The organism is Psychrobacter sp. LFX-11D (genome assembly GCF_904846475.1).
Taxonomy (GTDB): Bacteria; Pseudomonadota; Gammaproteobacteria; order Pseudomonadales; family Moraxellaceae; genus Psychrobacter; species Psychrobacter cryohalolentis.
The window spans coordinates 56,976-74,415 of record NZ_CAJHAV010000008.1 but is presented as its reverse complement, the minus strand read 5'-3'; the positions used below and the strand labels follow the sequence as shown (position 1 = coordinate 74,415).

Genomic DNA, 17,440 nt, shown 5'->3' with positions numbered 1-17,440 from the left:
TATAAAGGGAAAATTTATAGCGTTTGGTAAATTGATAACGTCTGGTCTTTTGACAGCACGTTTTATTGAATTAATTTGAAAAAGTAGGATACCCATATGAGCACCCTGACCACGAATCCAAGTGATGTTAAGTTTACGCCTTATGCACCTGCCAAAGACGAAGAGTATATGTCTGATGAGCAGTTGGCACATTTTAAGGCAATGTTATTAGACTGGAAGCATCAGCTTATCGGTGAAGCGGATCGCACTAAGACTTATATTCAAGATGAGTCGAGCGCCATGCCAGACATCAATGATCGCGCCACTCAAGAAGAAGAGTTTGCGCTGACTTTGCGTACGCGTGACCGCGAACGTAAGCTTATTCGCAAAATTGACAAGTCTATCTCAGAAATTGAAAATGATGATTATGGTTTTTGTGAAACCTGTGGCGTAGAGATTGGTTTGCGTCGTCTTGAAGCACGTCCAACAGCAACTCAGTGTATTGATTGCAAAACATTGTCTGAGATTAAAGAACGCCAAAACCAAGGTCATACCTAAAAGCGCTTAGGTTTGCTAAATACAAGATATAGTGAACTGAAGCCATTTTGATTAAGCATGACAATAACGACGAGCGACCATTGATTGGTCGCTCGTTGCGTTTTATAAATAGGCTTTACGCAGGTTGACGAGTCACCAACAAAATAAGCGTATTTGTTAAATATCTTTTTATAATGGGATTGTTTATTCTATTTATCTCTCCAGTCATTTTACAATAACTGTCTATGTTGAAAACCTCTACCCCGTCTAAGTCAGAAAAAACTATGCCAACCAATATTGAATTGACGCAGCCTATCGGCCGTTTTGCGCCTTCACCCACAGGTGAGCTGCATCTAGGTTCGTTAACGACCGCGCTTGCAAGCTTTTGTCATATCAAATCACTCGGTGGCAAATGGTTATTACGTATCGAAGATACGGACACCGAACGTTGTGACAGACAGTTTACCGAGCAAATTTTGATAGATTTAGAGGCGCTTGGGCTCAACTGGGATGACGATGTTATTTTTCAGTCTGAGCGCATTGATATTTATAATGATTATGTCTCTTCAGTATTAAGTCCTCTGACTTATGGCTGTCAGTGCTCACGTAAGCGTTTAGAGCATTATTGGACACAGCAAGAACAACAAATAGCGCTTAATGATGTAAAATTATCCACTGACTTGTCTATTAACGATAATAGACAAGTAGATAGCGATCTACAGCCTAATAGACAACGCTATCCACGTTTTTGTATTGAGGAGGATTTAAGTCCTACACAACATAAACTGCGTATACAGCTGCCAGATTACTGTATTGGATTTAATGATGGTATCCAGGGCATACAGTGGGATAATCCGCAGCAAACTTTAGGGGACATGGTGGCTCGACGTCAAGATGGCATGATTAATTATATTTTGGCGGCAAGTCTTGATGACGGACTACAGCAAGTCACTCATATCATGCGTGGTTTGGACATCTTACCGATGACGACTGCTCAAATCAGTATCATGCAAGCAGCACGCTTACCGACGATCAGTCATTGGTATCATCTGCCCTTGATATGCAATTCAGATGGTCAAAAACTTTCCAAGCAAAATCTTGCGCAGCCTATCGATACCCGTCATCCAAGTAAATTACTTGCGTATGCGTTAAAGCTATTAGGGCAGTTACCAGTCGAGCATGACTCGCCAGAGCGTATGTTAAATCAAGCGATTACTCAATGGGATAGCACGCCATTACAAGGTAGGCAGTCTTTAAATATGCCCACTATTTAACAAAAAAACGCCGCTATAAGCGACGCTTCTCTAAATCAAAAACACCAATTAGTAATAGCGACATTGGCTTTTTTCAATCTCAGGACTTTCTTTATAAATCTTTAGTAGCACTGCCACCATCACTAGGCTAATCAACATTGATGAGCCACCATAACTAAAGAAAGGCATTGTCAAACCTTTAGTCGGAATTGCACCCATATTCATTGCAGCATTGATAATAGTCTGTGCAATAAATACCACTGCAATCCCAAAAGCAGTATAGCTCATGCGCATCTGCCGACGCTTTAGAGCGGTATAACTGATACGCATGGCACTACCGATAATCAGCGCTTCAAGTATTAGAATCATAGTCACCCCAACGAAACCCAATTCTTCACCCGTAATGGCTAATAAAAAATCGGTATGCGCTTCTGGCAAATGCGACAGTTTTTGCACACTTTCACCATAACCAACGCCGGTAAACTGTCCACGACCAAAGGCAATTAAACTGCGTGCCAACTGATAATCAGTATCTTGCACATCATCAAATGGGTCTAGAAAAGACATCACTCGTACCAATCGGTACTGTACCGTCGCAACCATTAATACTGCGCCGCCGACAGCGACCGCACCCAAGGCGATAAACTGTTTGTAAGGAGCACCAGCGATATAAAAAATCGCAAAGACCATACCAATGATAACCACAAAGGAGCCAAAATCTGGCTGCGCTAATAATAGGAAAGTTATCATCCCAACCACCAAAGCAATCCTTAAAAAGCCATCCCAACCGTTACGAACTTCGAATGAGCGCCGTACGACAAAATCTGAGACAAATATAATCATTACAAGCTTTGCAAGCTCTGCTACCTGGAAGTTGAATCCTGCTAAGGTTAACCAGCGCTTCGAGCCATTAATGGGTGTGCTAAATAAGGTTGCAAATAGCAAGGCTCCCGTAATGGCTAAGAGTATAAATTGAGTTTCGGTCTTATATAAGGTCTTTAAGGATACAACCCGATAAGAAACCGCTGCAATAGCCAGTCCAATGCCCATGTATAGAAGCTGATTGTAGAAAAACTTTAGCTCTGTCATGCCGCGACTGAGCGCAAAAGGAATAGACGCCGAAGCCACCATTAATAGGCTCAGAACCAACATACAGCCAACGCTAGATAATAAAATCGCACGCGCAGATGGCATAGATAAAACGCCATCTGAACCGTTAGGTTGTCGAGATTGAAAAGAAGAACGAAAGAGAGAAGAGAGCGCCATAATTTTATATACACTAGCAAACGAAAAAACACGGCGTTTATGCAACGCCACCGTTTAAAAATTAAAAAGAGATATTGTTAAATAGACTTGACTAAAAAGTTGCGCATAAGCAAGTGTCGATTAGAAAACCTTCAATGAATACTCATCAAAGTATTCATTGTCTCTGCTACAGCCTGTAATTCCTGACCGTAATGCTTTTCTTTGACAGTAGCAGCAATTTATAAGCAAAACAATCATTTATCCAGAAAATGCTTGTCGTGTTTACGATTATAAAGCGCAGGTCACATAATATTGTAACAAGGCGCTTTATAAGACTAAATACGACGATATAGATGCTTAGGTTTTGCCGTTCATGATAGAAGCCTTTAAGACACAATATCCAATTGTTTAACGAGCTGGCTAAAGTGCTCGCCGCGGGCGACAAACCCATCAAACTGATCGAAGCTTGCACAAGCAGGTGACAATAATACAGCCTGTACTTGCGACAAACTACTTGCTGTTACTTGCTCAATCGTCGCAAAAGCATTTTCTAATGTCTGACATTGATGCAGGCTGACCTCATCGCTGAGACCCGCTGCACGTAAATGCTGCTCAATCTGCTTACCGTCTTCACCAATAAACAGCACTTGACTCACATATTGATTGATAAAGGGCGAAAGTTCACCGAACTGCTGACCTTTACCTTGACCGCCCAATATTAATAGCAGCTTACCGTCTTTTGGCGCATAAACTGCACCTAAACCTTCAACAGCCGCCATAGTTGAGCCAATATTAGTGCCTTTAGAGTCATTAAAATAATCAATACCAGCGACTGTAGAGACATATTGGCAGCGATGCTCAAGCCCTGCAAACTGCTGCAAAGTAATGAGCATACTTTCAAGCGGCAAACCAGCAAGCTCGCCCAATGCCAACGCTGCTTGGGCATTGAGCAGGTTATGACGCCCTTTTATCTTAAGTTTGTCTGCCGATATTAGACGCTCTGTGCCGCGTGCCAAATAAGTTTGTCCGGCGGTATCCGTAATAAGTCCATAATGTCCTTTATTAGGCGCATGGATACCAGTACTCAATCTTGGCAAACTGTCTGATACCAGTGGCCGCGTCAAGGCATCTTCTCGATTAATCACTACTGATTTGGCGCCTTGAAAGATACGATGTTTGGCTTGGTGATAGCCGAGCATATCGCCATGACGATCTAAGTGATCAGGCGACATATTGAGGACTGTCGCGACCTGCGCTCTTAAGTTGGTGACCGTTTCTAACTGAAAGCTGGATAACTCTATAACCGCCAGCTCCATCTCTTCATCACTCAGTAGGCTCAGCGCTGGCACACCAATGTTACCGCCTACGCCAACATTGATACCTGCATCTGCCGCCATTTGTCCGACCAGTGTCGTAACGGTGCTCTTGGCATTTGAACCTGTAATCGCAACGATTGGTACCGTACAAGCCTCACAAAATAGCTGAATATCACTGACCACTGGAATATTTGCAGCTCGTGCCGCGGCAATGGCGACATTATCTAAAGAGATACCGGGGCTGATAATAATCCGTGCCGCTTGTTGTAATAATTCGGCATCGATCGCACCAAACTGCCTGATATCAATAGTAGCAGGCAACTTATCTGCTAACGCAGGATTTTCCTGATTGTCAGTGACGGCAACTTGGTAGCCTTGCTCGGCCAAATAATGCGCGACCGATAACCCCGACTGCCCCAAACCGACCACGACTTGTAAACCACTGCCTTTATGAAGTAAGGTTTCTGTTGCGGTGCTAGCGGTCATGGCTTTTCCTTTTATGAAACGAACAAATAAATGAACAAAATGATATCAAGAAAACAGACAATCAATGTACTGCACATATCGCCTGAACCATTTGCTTAAAATGAATAGCATGATAACGGTATCAACCATATTTCGGTACTGATTTTTCAATACTTTATACAATGAGACGGCGGTTTTTATATTGAGTGGCTAATGCTATAATAGCGACCTCAGTAAGAGCGACTATATTGACGACAACTTCAGCATAGCATTTTTAGTTTAGCATGTTGTCACGACTATCGTGCGACTGTCGCCTCTTATTAGCAATGTTTCATATTACACTAATAGTATGATAGGCATGTTCTCCCTTATTTTTCATCATATGTGTTTTTATAATTTTTCTGACGGTTTGTCTGTCTTCTTCTACCGCAGACCATGATTGCGGACACAGTTTTATCATTCTAGAAATGCTCATCACAATGCAATCATTCTGTCACTGAGTAATGATTGCTTTTTTTGTCCCCAACTATATGCAGTTTACTTATGACATCTTTTTTTGGTAATTTACGTGAAGAGTGGTTTTCCAATATTCGTGGCGATACCTTATCGGGTTTAGTCGTTGCTCTGGCACTGATTCCAGAGGCCATTGCCTTTTCTATCATTGCCGGTGTCGACCCAAAAGTTGGTTTATATGCCTCATTTTGCATCGCAGTAGTCATCAGTTTCGTTGGTGGACGTCCGGGTATGATTTCGGCAGCTACAGGAGCTATGGCACTGGTCATGGTTGACTTGGTTGCCGACCACGGTCTGCAATATCTACTTGCTGCAACCTTGTTGTGCGGTGGTATTCAAGTCGTTATGGGCATCTTAAAGCTGGGTAATCTGATGCGTTTTGTATCGCGCTCAGTCGTTATCGGTTTTGTGAATGCGCTGGCAATTTTGATATTTGCCGCGCAGTTGCCTGAGCTCAACCCTGCCACTGAACGCGTTGGTCTGACGGTTTATATAATGACTGCTGCAGGTTTGGCGATTATTTATTTATTTCCCCTCATTCCTAAAATTGGTCGCGTTATTCCATCGCCACTGATTTGCATTGTAGGTTTGACAGCTGTTGCCATGTATATGAATCTTGATATTCGTAACGTTGGTAGTATGGGCGACTTGCCAGATTCATTACCAATGTTTTTGCTTCCTGATATTCCCCTAAACTTGACTACCTTACTTATTATCGCGCCTTATTCTATCGCACTTGCCATCGTAGGTTTGTTGGAATCTATGATGACAGCAACCATTGTCGATGAGCTGACCGATACGCCAAGCGATAAAAACCGCGAATGCCGTGGTCAAGGTATCGCTAACGTCGTATCAGGATTCTTTGGCGGTATGGCTGGCTGTGCAATGATTGGGCAGTCAATGATTAACGTAAAATCTGGTGGGCGTACCCGTTTATCATCGCTCATCGCTGGTGTCGTACTACTGATTATGGTGGTGTTTTTAAATGATTGGGTCAGCTTGATACCGATGGCGGCGCTGGTAGCTGTGATGATTATGGTATCTATTGGTACCTTTAACTGGCAGTCTATTCGTGAATTTAAGACCCATCCTATGTCATTTAATATTGTCATGCTAGCGACAGTTTTGACCACCGTCTTTACTCACAACTTAGCATACGGCGTCGGTGTTGGCGTACTATTATCTGCTTTAGCTTTTGCTAACAAAATTGGTCAATTCTTAACCGTATTTAGCGAATATGATGACAATAGCAATACGCGTTATTATTACGTTCAAGGGCAAGTGTTCTTTGCATCTACCACGCAGTTTTTGCAAAGCTTTGATACCAAAGAGGCATTAGATAATGTTCACATCGATGTGAGCCAAGCGCATTTTTGGGATATCAGCGCAGTAGATACCTTGGACAAGCTGGTGATACGCTTGCAGCGCGAAGGTATTGAGGTAAAAGTCGTTGGATTGAACAGTGCCAGCCGTACGCTTATCGATCGTTTTTCGATTCATGATCGCCGAGATATTGGCTTATTAGATTAGAACTGTATGTGTGTTATCAAGCTGATATAAACGAGTGGTTTATTGATCAGTAATTATATTGGTATATAAATCAAGTTGGGCAGTTGAGCGCCATATCTCGACTGCCCAGCTTGCATTTAAGTTATTGAAATGATGTGATGCCTTTATGAGTAATTTGAAGCCAGATAGCGTGATTGCCTGCTTAGACTGCCCAAACCATGTGCAAGCTGTATTGGAAGCAAGCATGTGGGCGTCTATCCGCTTGCAAGCCCCGATTGGACTGCTGTATTCAGTGCCAAGCTTACAGCAGAAGGCAGCCGTTGATTATTCGGGCTGCCTCAATATTGATGATGAAAATACCTTACTAGATCAATTCACTATAAAAGAGCACTTGAGTAATTGCGAGTTAAAAGCGCAAGGTAAGCTTCTTTTACATCAAGCAAGCAGCTATTGTGAGCAGCAACGTCACAAAATCAAGACTTATACGCTGCATCGGCATGAAAAGCTCGATGACAGTATTAATTATGTCGATGACCAAGCCCAACTTATCGTGATTGGTCATCATGTCACTTGTAAATCGACTCTAAGCCAGCTTATCCGCTCAAGTCACTGCCCCATTTTGGTGACTCATGCACCATTTCTGCCCCCTACCAGTGCTTTATTTGCGTTTGATAATAGTCCTACTTCGCACAAAATGCTGAATTGGCTATGTAAAACACCTTTAGTGCGCGCCTTGCTGATCCATATCGTCATGGTCGGCAAAGAGAACTCTGAAAACTGCGATGCATTACGTGAAGCCTACGCGCGCCTAAAACAAGCTGGTATTAAATGCAAAAAAACCTTGCTCGACTGCCGTGATGTCACTGCAGCGCTAACCTACTATCAACGTGACAACGATATTGGTCTACTGATGACAGGTGCTTTTGCCCAGCCGCGTTTGATTGAGCTGCTCAAAGGCAGTGACACCAAAAAGCTATTAGGTAGCACCACTACTCCGTACTTATTGTTCCCCAAAGCCTAAAGACAGCCTCTTAGCTTATTCTTTTTGACACTCAGGCTACTTATTTATCGATATAGAGACTACTCTTTATATCGATAAACAGGTAGCCTTTGTCTTTTCTAGCTGTTTTTATATCCTACAATCATTTAGCCAATCATCACAGGAAATAAAGCCATATCCTCCCCCAAGTGATTAAAAAGTTAGTTATAATAAAGTTTGTATTCATGTAACGTTACAGGTTAATTGTCTATTTATACACAGTAAAATGAGGATTATATTTGCTGTATAGACGCCATTTTTGTCATTGTGCTAATGATTTTGAGTAAATGCGCCTTATTTTACCTTCCCCCTTGAGTAAGTTTGGCACAATTCTTGAATCATTTAATATAAGCATGATCATAATATGTTGCATCAAATGGCATCTATTGACCTGCGACATCACCCATATAAGGATTTTTTTATGAAGCTAATCACTGCGATCTTAAAACCGTTTAAGCTCGATGATGTGCGTGAAGCGCTTTCTGACATTGGTGTAAAAGGCGTTACCGTCACTGAAGTCAAAGGTTTCGGTCGTCAAAAAGGTCATACTGAGCTCTATCGCGGCGCCGAGTACGTGGTGGATTTTTTGCCTAAAGTAAAAGTGGAAGTGGCGGTGATGGATGAGATGGTTGAGCCAGCTATTGAAGCTATCACGCGTATCGCTAGTACCGGTAAAATCGGAGACGGTAAGATATTTGTGACCAATCTCGAGCAAGTCATTCGTATTCGTACGGGTGAGACAGGTCCTGACGCTATCTAAGCGCAAGACTTACCTATAAATATCTCTTTATAGGTCATACCGATCTCTGTATTGCATATATTCAAGGGGGAATTAACATGCAAAATCAAATCTTTGAGCTCCAGTACGCGCTAGATACGTTTTACTTTTTAATGTGTGGCGCGCTTGTCATGTGGATGGCTGCGGGCTTCACAATGTTAGAGGCAGGGCTGGTTCGCTCAAAAAATACCGTCGAAATCCTAACAAAAAATATCGCGCTTTTTGCGACTGCCTGTACCATGTATATGATATGCGGTTATGCCATCATGTATGACGGCAATCTGTTTTTGAGTGGTATTGCAGGCACCGAAAGTTTGGTCACTGATGCATTAGCTACCTCAGCTGAAAACGGCTTTAATGGCGATGCCGTTTACTCCAGCGCGTCCGACTTTTTCTTTCAAGTGGTCTTTGTAGCCACCTGTATGTCTATCGTCTCAGGCGCGGTCGCTGAACGTATGAAACTATGGGCATTCTTACTGTTTGCCGTGGTGATGACTGGTGTCATTTATCCATTAGAAGGCAGCTGGACATGGGGTGGCAAGGAAGTCTTTGGCTTATATAGTCTAGGCGACTTGGGTTTCTCTGATTTTGCAGGCTCTGGTATCGTACATATGGCAGGTGCGGCGGCGGCGTTATCAGGTGTACTACTCTTAGGAGCGCGCCTCGGTAAATACGGCATTAAAGGCGAGATACGCGCTATTCCTGGTGCAAACTTACCACTGGCAGCGCTTGGTACCTTAATCTTATGGATGGGCTGGTTTGGCTTTAACGGTGGTTCAGTATTAAAACTGGGTGATATCGCTAGCGCCAATTCTGTCGCTGTCGTGTTTTTGAATACCAATGCCGCCGCTGCTGGTGGAGCGATTGGTGCGTTGCTCATCGCACGCCTTATATTTGGTAAAGCCGATTTAACCATGCTCTTAAACGGTGCATTGGCAGGTTTGGTTGCCATCACTGCAGAACCTTTAACGCCGTCAGCACTACAAGCTACCTTATTTGGTATGACTGCTGGTGTCATCGTTGTCTTATCGATTTTACTACTAGACAAAATAAAAATTGACGATCCGGTAGGCGCTATTTCTGTCCATGGTGTGGTGGGTTTATTTGGTCTGCTTATTGTACCGCTGACCAATACGGCAGCGTCATTACTTGGTCAAGTAGTCGGTGCTGCGACTATTTTTGCATGGGTCTTTATAAGCAGCTTAATCGTCTGGAGCATTATTAAGTTTGTCATCGGTCTGCGTATCTCTGAAGAAGAAGAATATCAAGGTGCTGATATTGCCGAATGTGGTATGGAAGCCTATCCAGAATTTATAAGATAGTGGATATATTAATAACTCTGCTTTAAGAATGCTGTAGTGCTGCTAGCAGGGATTTCAAAATCTCTGCCACGCATTGCTCACAGTTTACGATGAACATCTATCCTAGCAAAGCTGTAGTTATCTTATACTGCTTTTGTTTTGAGATGAATATCTAATCAGGATCTTAATTTTACTTTAAACAGAAATATAACAACAGACACTACTAAAAATCCCGCAAAACCTTTCGGCAATGCGGGATTTTTTTATCCTTTATTAAGACTTAGCTTAATAAAGGGAGTTACAGTAACTCAGAATTATTTCTTTTTCCACGTTTGACTACGTGAGAATGGCCCTAAATGACCTTTTAGATCAAGATTGCTACCATTCAAGTTAGCAGTCAATTTATAAGTCTTGTTCTTTTCAGGGTCAGTAATCTTACCACCACTGTATTTACCATTACCATCAGCTTTTAGTCCAGAGATAATCGTCATACCAACGTGCTTCTGACCTTTCTCTGACACGGTGCTGATAAGCTTACCAGTCAACACGCCATTTGACTCGGTGATTTTAACCACGCCTTTTGGCTTGCCTTCGTCATAAGTCTGCCAAGTAGTATTGGCTAATGGATCAGCAGCGAATGCCATGCTTGCTAAACTGATACCAGCAATTGCTAATGTAGTTTTTGCGAATAGTTTCATAAATAGACTCCCTTCATTCAATGATTATTAGAAACGATATGTTTCTATGTCCTTAGCTCATCCTTTGCCAACAATTTTTTATTACAGCTCAGTGGTACTATATTCAGTTTTCACTCATTAGTACAGCAAATACCAAATGACCAATTTACTCTTAATAAAAAATCTGGACAGCATAAGCGTTGTCTTGACCCATTATAAGCAATTTTAAGAATTTGCCTAGTAATTTTTTTATAGTTTATTATTTCTATAAAATCAAAACTATATCAATAAGTTACAAGAAAGGATTGTCTATAATTTTGCCCGATTGGTCATCTTTTTCTTTTGACTTAGCCTCATCATTAATATAAAGACTTTTACTTTCGAAGGCGCTTAAAATTTTACCGCTAAGCTCATGCAGCTGCTTTGCCTGCTCATATCCAGTGTCATTTAAGACCAGATTAATGTCCCCATAAATAATAATTTTATCTTCTTGATTTTCAATTACCAGCTCACCAATTTGCATGCTTTGGTGGTTATTAGCAAATGGGTCAATCATTTAATCCCCCTTTTTTCATGAGTAGCATATTACAAGATGTATCAGAATCACACAGGTTTAGCAATATTTAAACGATCTATGTTTGCAATTGTGCCATGAGCCATTCAAAAATTGCTACTACGAATAGTATCCAAGCAGGCTCTTCTACCTCTGTGGTTGGTAGATCTATCGCTTCACCAGCCTTTAGCGGTAAATCCAGAGCTTGTACTTTAGTTTTTGCATCAAGTACCGGCAAGACGTCAATACCAATTTTAGACGTCAATTCGTCAATACTAATGATTTCTATACGCTCAGATTCGTCGTTTGGCGCATAGTAAACACCTGCTTGATTGATCGCTGGTATATAAACGGCTTTAAAGAAATGACTGGGCACCAGTACCCGCCCTGCTAGTTGCTTAGCTTTTTTATCAGTAAATGCAACCCCTGTGACAGTATAGACTTCACCATATTGCTGCGTTAAATAGCGAGTCGCCGATTCAATATTGCGCCAGATATAGCGATTATTACGTGGTGATTGCGGGGCTATATTAGCAAGGCTAAAGCTATCATACTGCTGACTTCGATTGGCCATGTCACCATTAGGCGCTAAATGTCCGCGGTCATAACCTGAGCCTGAATAGTCAGAGAGTTTGGCACGCATGGACTGTGGCAATCGGCTTTCTTCATGAAAGCTGTCTTCACGGTCGATTTGTTTGGCCTGCTGTAAACGCTTACGATCCAGATATTCTGCTGACCATAATGGTGTACGTGATATACCAGAATACATGACAGCGAAACCGTCCATACATAGTGCTTGGGTATTATTACTGAGCTTCGTATTGCTGAATTCAGGATAGACACCGCCATAAAATGATTGGCTGCATTGTGTGAAATCATTAGCATGTGCCGTTGATACGCTTAAAACGGTAGCGATTATTACCGTTATCGTGCTGTTTTTTAGATTAAATCTTCGCTTAAAAACACTTCTCATGCAACTTTCAACCATTTATGCTTACTATTACGTATGCTCTATCCTAGCAGGCGTCTACCAATAAAGAAAGATACTGCGCACACCGTGACATTTTAAATGCTATCCGCTATACTAGGTCCTGCAAAAATCAGTGCCTGTATATCATATACAGTATCTAAAAGCTTGAAGTCCGAATCAGATTGTCAATGGTCTGTGCAGTATTTAAGTGAGTATGACTCAAAACGGTGAAGTGGGTGAGTGGCTGAAACCGCACACCTGGAAAGTGTGTATACGTTAATAGCGTATCGAGGGTTCGAATCCCTCCTTCACCGCCAATCTTATTCCGCTTAATCAAAGCCCTAGCTTTCTTGTCCCCTCTTAACCAACAATAAAGTTCTTTATGTATGAGGCTTACAGCTTCTATTCAGCTTGTCTTATTTCGCCAGTTTATCCTACAAAATCAATAGTAGTATTGGTATATAAAATTATGGCAACCTATCTATCATAAAGTACTGAGTGTTATTTTTTAGACTCTATTCAGACACAAGAGCTATAAACACTTTTAATCTTATTTACTCAAAATTAAATATTTTTTGCATTTATAACTACTGAGGTTGAATTCCTATTTGTAAGTTATAGTCGCCAGCATATTTTAGATTACTATTATTAGGATTTATGCGTACTCTAGTGCCTACTCCAACCCAACAGTAGCGTACTCTTCCATTAGTGAAATACTGCCCTCTTCTACCAGCATTTGCATGATATAAAGAAATATCAGCTACAAACTCTTTTGCTGGATCAATGTCAGACTTCAGTTTTGCACCAGTAATCTTGGCAATATTAGATCCAGATGTATCTGAAGTAGCAGATCTGGATAGAGGGATTGTTTGAAAAACACTGGGATTGCTTCTAAGGTAATTTAGTATTGACTGATGTTGACCCCCGCTACCACCGCAATCGTCATTATTATTTGTTTTTGTATAAAAGTTAAATAAGCTTGGCGACCCGAACTGTCCATCTGTATTAGGGAAATTTGCGGATATGTTATTAAAGCTCAAATCGATTAGATCAAATCCTGCAAGGTTGATACTTCCCCCTAACGCTGCAGTCTGAATAGTATTACCTTTTGAGATAACTTGGCTACCTCCAGATATTAAGTCTGTTGCACTGGGTTTAAATATCAAAGCTGTATCCGGAAATTCTTGCTTGCAAAAGTAGATAGTTTTGGCTGTATTAACAGTATTAGCTTCAATATTAATACCAGCCGTATCAGGACACGCCGCGAATGCTGACTGTCCAAGCAAACTAGCCAGCGTCACTATGCCGATTTTTAACACATATTTGTGATAGTGAGTAGTGAAAAGAGCTTTAGGCATAAGGATCTCTGGTTTAAATTTTTTATTATTTTGAATATAACATTGAGCAGCTGATTAGCAAAGTTACGTCTAATATTTATAGTGCTTTTTGCAACTGTAATGGCTGTAATAACAGCTGCATCACAAAATTGTCAGTGACCTCTATAGATACAGCTTCGTAACCTTTAGCTTTAAGCCTATAAGTATTCGGTGCCAGACCAAATGTCTGAAAATATCCATAGCTACCAGTAGTGACACTTTGTATAAGGGTTGCGCCTTGATAAATGTCAATCACAACCCCTTCTTTGGCATCAGCAAGCTTGCCTGAAACACCGTAAGATTTTTCAAGCTGAATTGGCACCGAGGTAGGCGCATAATTGCTGACTCTTATGCGCGGGGTTAGCAGCTTGCCAGTACTGTACTCTAGCGGCAGATTTTCAGCATCCATGGTCAAGGTATAATCACCCGCCTTGATATTACTGATCAAGTATTGACTATGGGTTGCTTGCGTACCCAGTAAGCTGGCTTTTACTTGTTGATTGTCCAGCTCAAAGCGCATGCTTTCATGATCTATGGGTGAGTCAGCATGATGGTCAATATCTACCACCACACTTCCTGCGTTTTGGCGCGGATAATTACCAAATTGTAACCGTTGTTTGGGTGCTTTAAACATATCAAAAGACAACTTGGCGTATAGATAATTATTCTGCGTCCACGCTGGCAGTAGGCCATCACCTATTATTGATTCACCAATGATTAAGTCATCATAGCGACTGCTGGGTATCGCATCTACATAACGATGCTTATAACCCAAACTAAAGCTGACCCCGTTACGATGCGTCAGTTGCCAATCGGCTAGCCAGCCCACTTGATTGTCATATAAACTATAACCGATATTAATTAAATTATCGGTTGCTTGAGCCCCTATCGTACTACTACCAAACAAATCGTTTGCATCAAAGCGATAGCTGACATCACCTTGGTATAGCCATTTGCTATATCCGTGCAGCAGACTGGTCGATTGTTCCAAACTGGTATTATTATTAAGCTGATGGCGTATGGATAGCGTATCGCTAAGGTTGTCACCAGATAACCCTATGGTATTGCGCGTGCCCGTACCGTAAGAATCTTCTGTATTAGCACGCTGTCTATAAACATCTTGCCACAACAAGCGATAGCCATAGCGATCACCACGGCTGTCCCAATTAATGCCGCCATTTAGCACATCATTGAAACGGTGATTGATACTGGTATAAGCGTAGTAGTTATCCGAGTCAACTGTAGTATAGGACAGCTCATCATAATATTGATTCAGGTTAACGGTGGTTTTATCGCTAGGCTGATAGTTAAGCAGTAATTGATGACGTTGGTCACTCAATGACGCTGTTGGCGCATTTTGATCTACTTGATTGCCGTTCTGCGAATAGGTATCCCTACTAATGCCCTCGTACTGTCGGGCTTGGTACTGATAGTTCGCCCACAGTTTTTTGCGTTGATACTGCAGCTGAGCCTGCCATAGATCTTGGACGGGCGTGCGTGCATAGCTAATGTCAGCATTGGTATAAACGGATGGGCTAAAGTTTGCGCCAGCGTGCCAAGATACCGAGGCATCATCATCTTGCAAATTTTGGATATTATTATTGACACCGCCGCGCACTGCTAAGCGGTTATTGATACCATATTCTGCATAGAGATGCGCTGCCGTCTGGCTATTATCTTCATTGCCACTTCTGTTATAGCTGTACCTTGTCTCACTATTAATCAGATTGCCCGTACGCCCAATACCTGCTTCTATTATTAGCTCATCAGTGGCGGCATTGGTACGACGTTTGCCAAGTAAAATAGGTCGTATCTCAAGAGGCTGACGGGCCAATGGATAAGCATAGATTGCCATCTCAACCAAGGTATCTGTCAGCACCAATTGACTGACGTCAAGGTTCAAAAATTCATAGCGCCCATCTAGCCCAATCTGTACCCGCGCAATAGCCCGCCCATTAATCCGTAGCTCTGCAACGCCGCCAGCCTCGCCTATGCCAGTCAGATGCTGATAATCTTGGCTGGTATTCTGTAATAGACTGCGACTGTCATCATCAAATTGGGATAAATGACGTGCAATATTACGATTACTATAGGCAAGCAGCGCGCCGGTAAATTCAGCGCCTGACGTCTGTACGCCTTGACCTAAAGAGTTAGGCTGGTTAATACCAAGGCGTGTGGCTAGGCGTTCCCCAGATTTTGCCCAGTATAAATTATCTATATCCCAACCATCCCAATCTGAGGGCAGATAAGTTAAGCCATCCAAGGCAGTCTGCCCAAAGCCATCATTATTAGAGAATTTTTCTTCGTTGATATTTATATACTCGTCAGCATTACTGTCATCATAGCCTATGGCTTTGATACCCCACACGCCCCCTAACCCATAACCATAAGCACCAATATCGGCATACATTTGGCGACTAATCGTTCGCACATTATTTTGACTGGTACTGTTTTGACTAGCATTGCTCTCGCTGGCACTTAGCGTACCATTAAAAGATAACCCCAGCAGACCAGCTCGACTAGGACGATAGTCGATAGGCAAAGTATCAGCAGCATTATTATTGGTTTTTGGAGCGGGATTTTGTGATGGACGCCACCCCATGTTAAGTTTGATGGCTGAGTCTTGCCGACTGTATTCTGCGGTAATACCCAACTGCTTTAACGTATCAAGTGCTAAATATTGTTGCCCTTGATAAGACAATACTTGGTTGGCAGCCAGCTGGGTATTACCTATAGGGGTGTTAACTTGATAGCCATGATTGTTAATATTGTTACCTTTACTGTTAGGTGAAAAGCTAACGGTAGTTAAGCGACTTAAATCATCGGTAGACAGAAAGTACTGAGCGTTTTTATTATTGATTGCAGTATCAATATTGGGATCATATAACACATCTAGACTGTCAAGCTCTTGCCCATTGATGAACACACCAACTAAAGCAGGAAGCCAAGTCTGGCTATCGATAGCAGGTAATGCCAGTGATTTTAGGCTGGACGTTATATTAGCATTCTTGTTTGTTGCTATAACAGATACTTCAGCGAATGCTAGTGAGCAATAGCTGCCTACACATGGCAAAGATGCCAAAATCATCAGACGTAAGGGTGAATATCTCTTGATCATAACTGCTGCACACAACCCATGTTATTAGCGTAGATAGTCGTATTAATGTTATCTAAATTGAGCTTACTAGACATTAAGTGCCGGCTTATTGAACATTAATGGCTATCGGTAACCCGTAACGAGAGCCTATCTCCAAAGTAACTCCTTTACCATCAGCATCATAAGTAAGCGATTTATCAATTTGTTGTTCAATGGACAACATAGCGAGGCGCTTACCATTAGCAAAACCCATTGGCAGACGTATCGACATGCGTACTGTCTGATAGCCACCAGCAGGAATAGTAAATTGAGTCGGATTAATCAAAGTCCACGGCTTTAGCGTACTCTCACTAGGGTCGATCGGTTTGCCTGACTCATCCATATCTATCAAGCTTAGTTTGATACTCTTAGGCCTGCTGCCATAGTTATATAAGGTTAAAGTTTGATTGAGCTTGCCCAAGTTTTTATTTTGCGTTAAAGAGACAGTCTCATTAATACGTGAAGGTGAAATCCCCAATTGTGCAGGTGGCAACTCCTTTTGACGGTCATCAGTGACGACCATCTTGACTTGACCTTTACCATCTACAGAGTTATGGATAACCAGTTCAGCTTGAGCAGACTGTGAAAAAATCAATGCTGTCAATACAGCCGCAGTAACTACCAAACTAGGTAGCAACGTGGTCAATTTCTGGTTTGGATAGATGGATATTGTCATCTGTTCACCTTATTATCTTAGATTACTGACGATTAGTTTGGTAGCGCACAAGGCAGGCTTCTAAAAGCAGTTTTGGAATAGGCTTTCGATACAAAAATACCAGCAATTTCAGCTGGT

14 protein-coding genes and 1 tRNA gene are annotated in these 17,440 nt (G+C 41.9%); 7 read left to right on the top strand and 8 right to left on the bottom strand.

The window, feature by feature from the left end:
* Nucleotides 1-96: 96 nt before the first annotated feature.
* Nucleotides 97-537, top strand: a complete 441-nt coding sequence (gene dksA / locus JMX75_RS07620) for an RNA polymerase-binding protein DksA (protein ID WP_011514645.1) — start codon at nucleotides 97-99, stop codon at nucleotides 535-537.
* A gap of 263 nt (nucleotides 538-800) precedes the next feature.
* Nucleotides 801-1,790, top strand: a complete 990-nt coding sequence (gluQRS, locus tag JMX75_RS07615) for a tRNA glutamyl-Q(34) synthetase GluQRS (protein WP_149409719.1) — start codon at nucleotides 801-803, stop codon at nucleotides 1,788-1,790.
* Nucleotides 1,791-1,838: 48 nt separating this feature from the next.
* On the opposite strand, the gene JMX75_RS07610 is transcribed toward gluQRS, so the two are convergent.
* Both JMX75_RS07610 and murD read right to left on the bottom strand, forming a co-directional pair.
* Nucleotides 1,839-2,963, bottom strand: a complete 1,125-nt coding sequence (locus JMX75_RS07610) for an FtsW/RodA/SpoVE family cell cycle protein (RefSeq protein ID WP_149493099.1) — start codon at nucleotides 2,961-2,963, stop codon at nucleotides 1,839-1,841.
* A 437-nt stretch (nucleotides 2,964-3,400) separates the two neighbouring features.
* Nucleotides 3,401-4,816, bottom strand: a complete 1,416-nt coding sequence (gene murD / locus JMX75_RS07605) for a UDP-N-acetylmuramoyl-L-alanine--D-glutamate ligase (RefSeq protein WP_201531887.1) — start codon at nucleotides 4,814-4,816, stop codon at nucleotides 3,401-3,403.
* 522 nt (nucleotides 4,817-5,338) lie between these two features.
* Between murD and JMX75_RS07600 the strand changes: the two genes are divergently transcribed.
* The 4 genes from JMX75_RS07600 to JMX75_RS07585 all read left to right on the top strand — a co-directional run bounded on the left by JMX75_RS07600 (nucleotide 5,339) and on the right by JMX75_RS07585 (nucleotide 9,956).
* Complete coding sequence (locus JMX75_RS07600; protein WP_201531885.1) at nucleotides 5,339-6,838, top strand: SulP family inorganic anion transporter; 1,500 nt, start codon at nucleotides 5,339-5,341, stop codon at nucleotides 6,836-6,838.
* 145 nt (nucleotides 6,839-6,983) lie between these two features.
* Nucleotides 6,984-7,838 (top strand): universal stress protein, encoded by an 855-nt coding sequence (locus tag JMX75_RS07595; RefSeq protein WP_011514650.1) that lies wholly within the window; start codon nucleotides 6,984-6,986, stop codon nucleotides 7,836-7,838.
* Between the two features lie 439 nt (nucleotides 7,839-8,277).
* Entirely contained in the window at nucleotides 8,278-8,616 is a 339-nt protein-coding gene (locus JMX75_RS07590; RefSeq protein ID WP_011514651.1) for a P-II family nitrogen regulator, read from the top strand.
* A 77-nt stretch (nucleotides 8,617-8,693) separates the two neighbouring features.
* The gene (locus JMX75_RS07585; protein WP_201531883.1) at nucleotides 8,694-9,956 is read left to right on the top strand and encodes an ammonium transporter; all 1,263 of its coding nucleotides are present in this window, start codon (nucleotides 8,694-8,696) and stop codon (nucleotides 9,954-9,956) included.
* A gap of 293 nt (nucleotides 9,957-10,249) precedes the next feature.
* Here the strand turns inward: JMX75_RS07585 and JMX75_RS07580 are convergent, their stop codons facing one another.
* The 3 genes from JMX75_RS07580 to JMX75_RS07570 all read right to left on the bottom strand — a co-directional run bounded on the left by JMX75_RS07580 (nucleotide 10,250) and on the right by JMX75_RS07570 (nucleotide 12,138).
* Complete coding sequence (locus JMX75_RS07580) at nucleotides 10,250-10,633, bottom strand: DUF2147 domain-containing protein (protein ID WP_133104958.1); 384 nt, start codon at nucleotides 10,631-10,633, stop codon at nucleotides 10,250-10,252.
* A 271-nt stretch (nucleotides 10,634-10,904) separates the two neighbouring features.
* Entirely contained in the window at nucleotides 10,905-11,168 is a 264-nt protein-coding gene (locus JMX75_RS07575) for a hypothetical protein (RefSeq protein ID WP_149493103.1), read from the bottom strand.
* Nucleotides 11,169-11,244: 76 nt separating this feature from the next.
* Nucleotides 11,245-12,138 carry a DNA/RNA non-specific endonuclease gene (locus JMX75_RS07570; protein WP_227673051.1) on the bottom strand — a complete coding sequence of 298 codons (894 nt, stop codon included), beginning with the start codon at nucleotides 12,136-12,138 and terminating at the stop codon, nucleotides 11,245-11,247.
* A 223-nt stretch (nucleotides 12,139-12,361) separates the two neighbouring features.
* Here JMX75_RS07570 and JMX75_RS07565 point away from each other — a divergent pair.
* Nucleotides 12,362-12,452, top strand: a tRNA-Ser gene (locus JMX75_RS07565).
* A 270-nt stretch (nucleotides 12,453-12,722) separates the two neighbouring features.
* Here the strand turns inward: JMX75_RS07565 and JMX75_RS07560 are convergent.
* From JMX75_RS07560 to JMX75_RS07550, 3 genes are all read right to left on the bottom strand, one after another.
* Nucleotides 12,723-13,493 (bottom strand): hypothetical protein, encoded by a 771-nt coding sequence (locus JMX75_RS07560; protein ID WP_181210635.1) that lies wholly within the window; start codon nucleotides 13,491-13,493, stop codon nucleotides 12,723-12,725.
* 76 nt (nucleotides 13,494-13,569) lie between these two features.
* Nucleotides 13,570-16,629, bottom strand: a complete 3,060-nt coding sequence (locus JMX75_RS07555; protein WP_201531880.1) for a hypothetical protein — start codon at nucleotides 16,627-16,629, stop codon at nucleotides 13,570-13,572.
* 85 nt (nucleotides 16,630-16,714) lie between these two features.
* Nucleotides 16,715-17,323 (bottom strand): hypothetical protein, encoded by a 609-nt coding sequence (locus JMX75_RS07550; protein ID WP_201531879.1) that lies wholly within the window; start codon nucleotides 17,321-17,323, stop codon nucleotides 16,715-16,717.
* Nucleotides 17,324-17,440 lie beyond the last annotated feature (117 nt).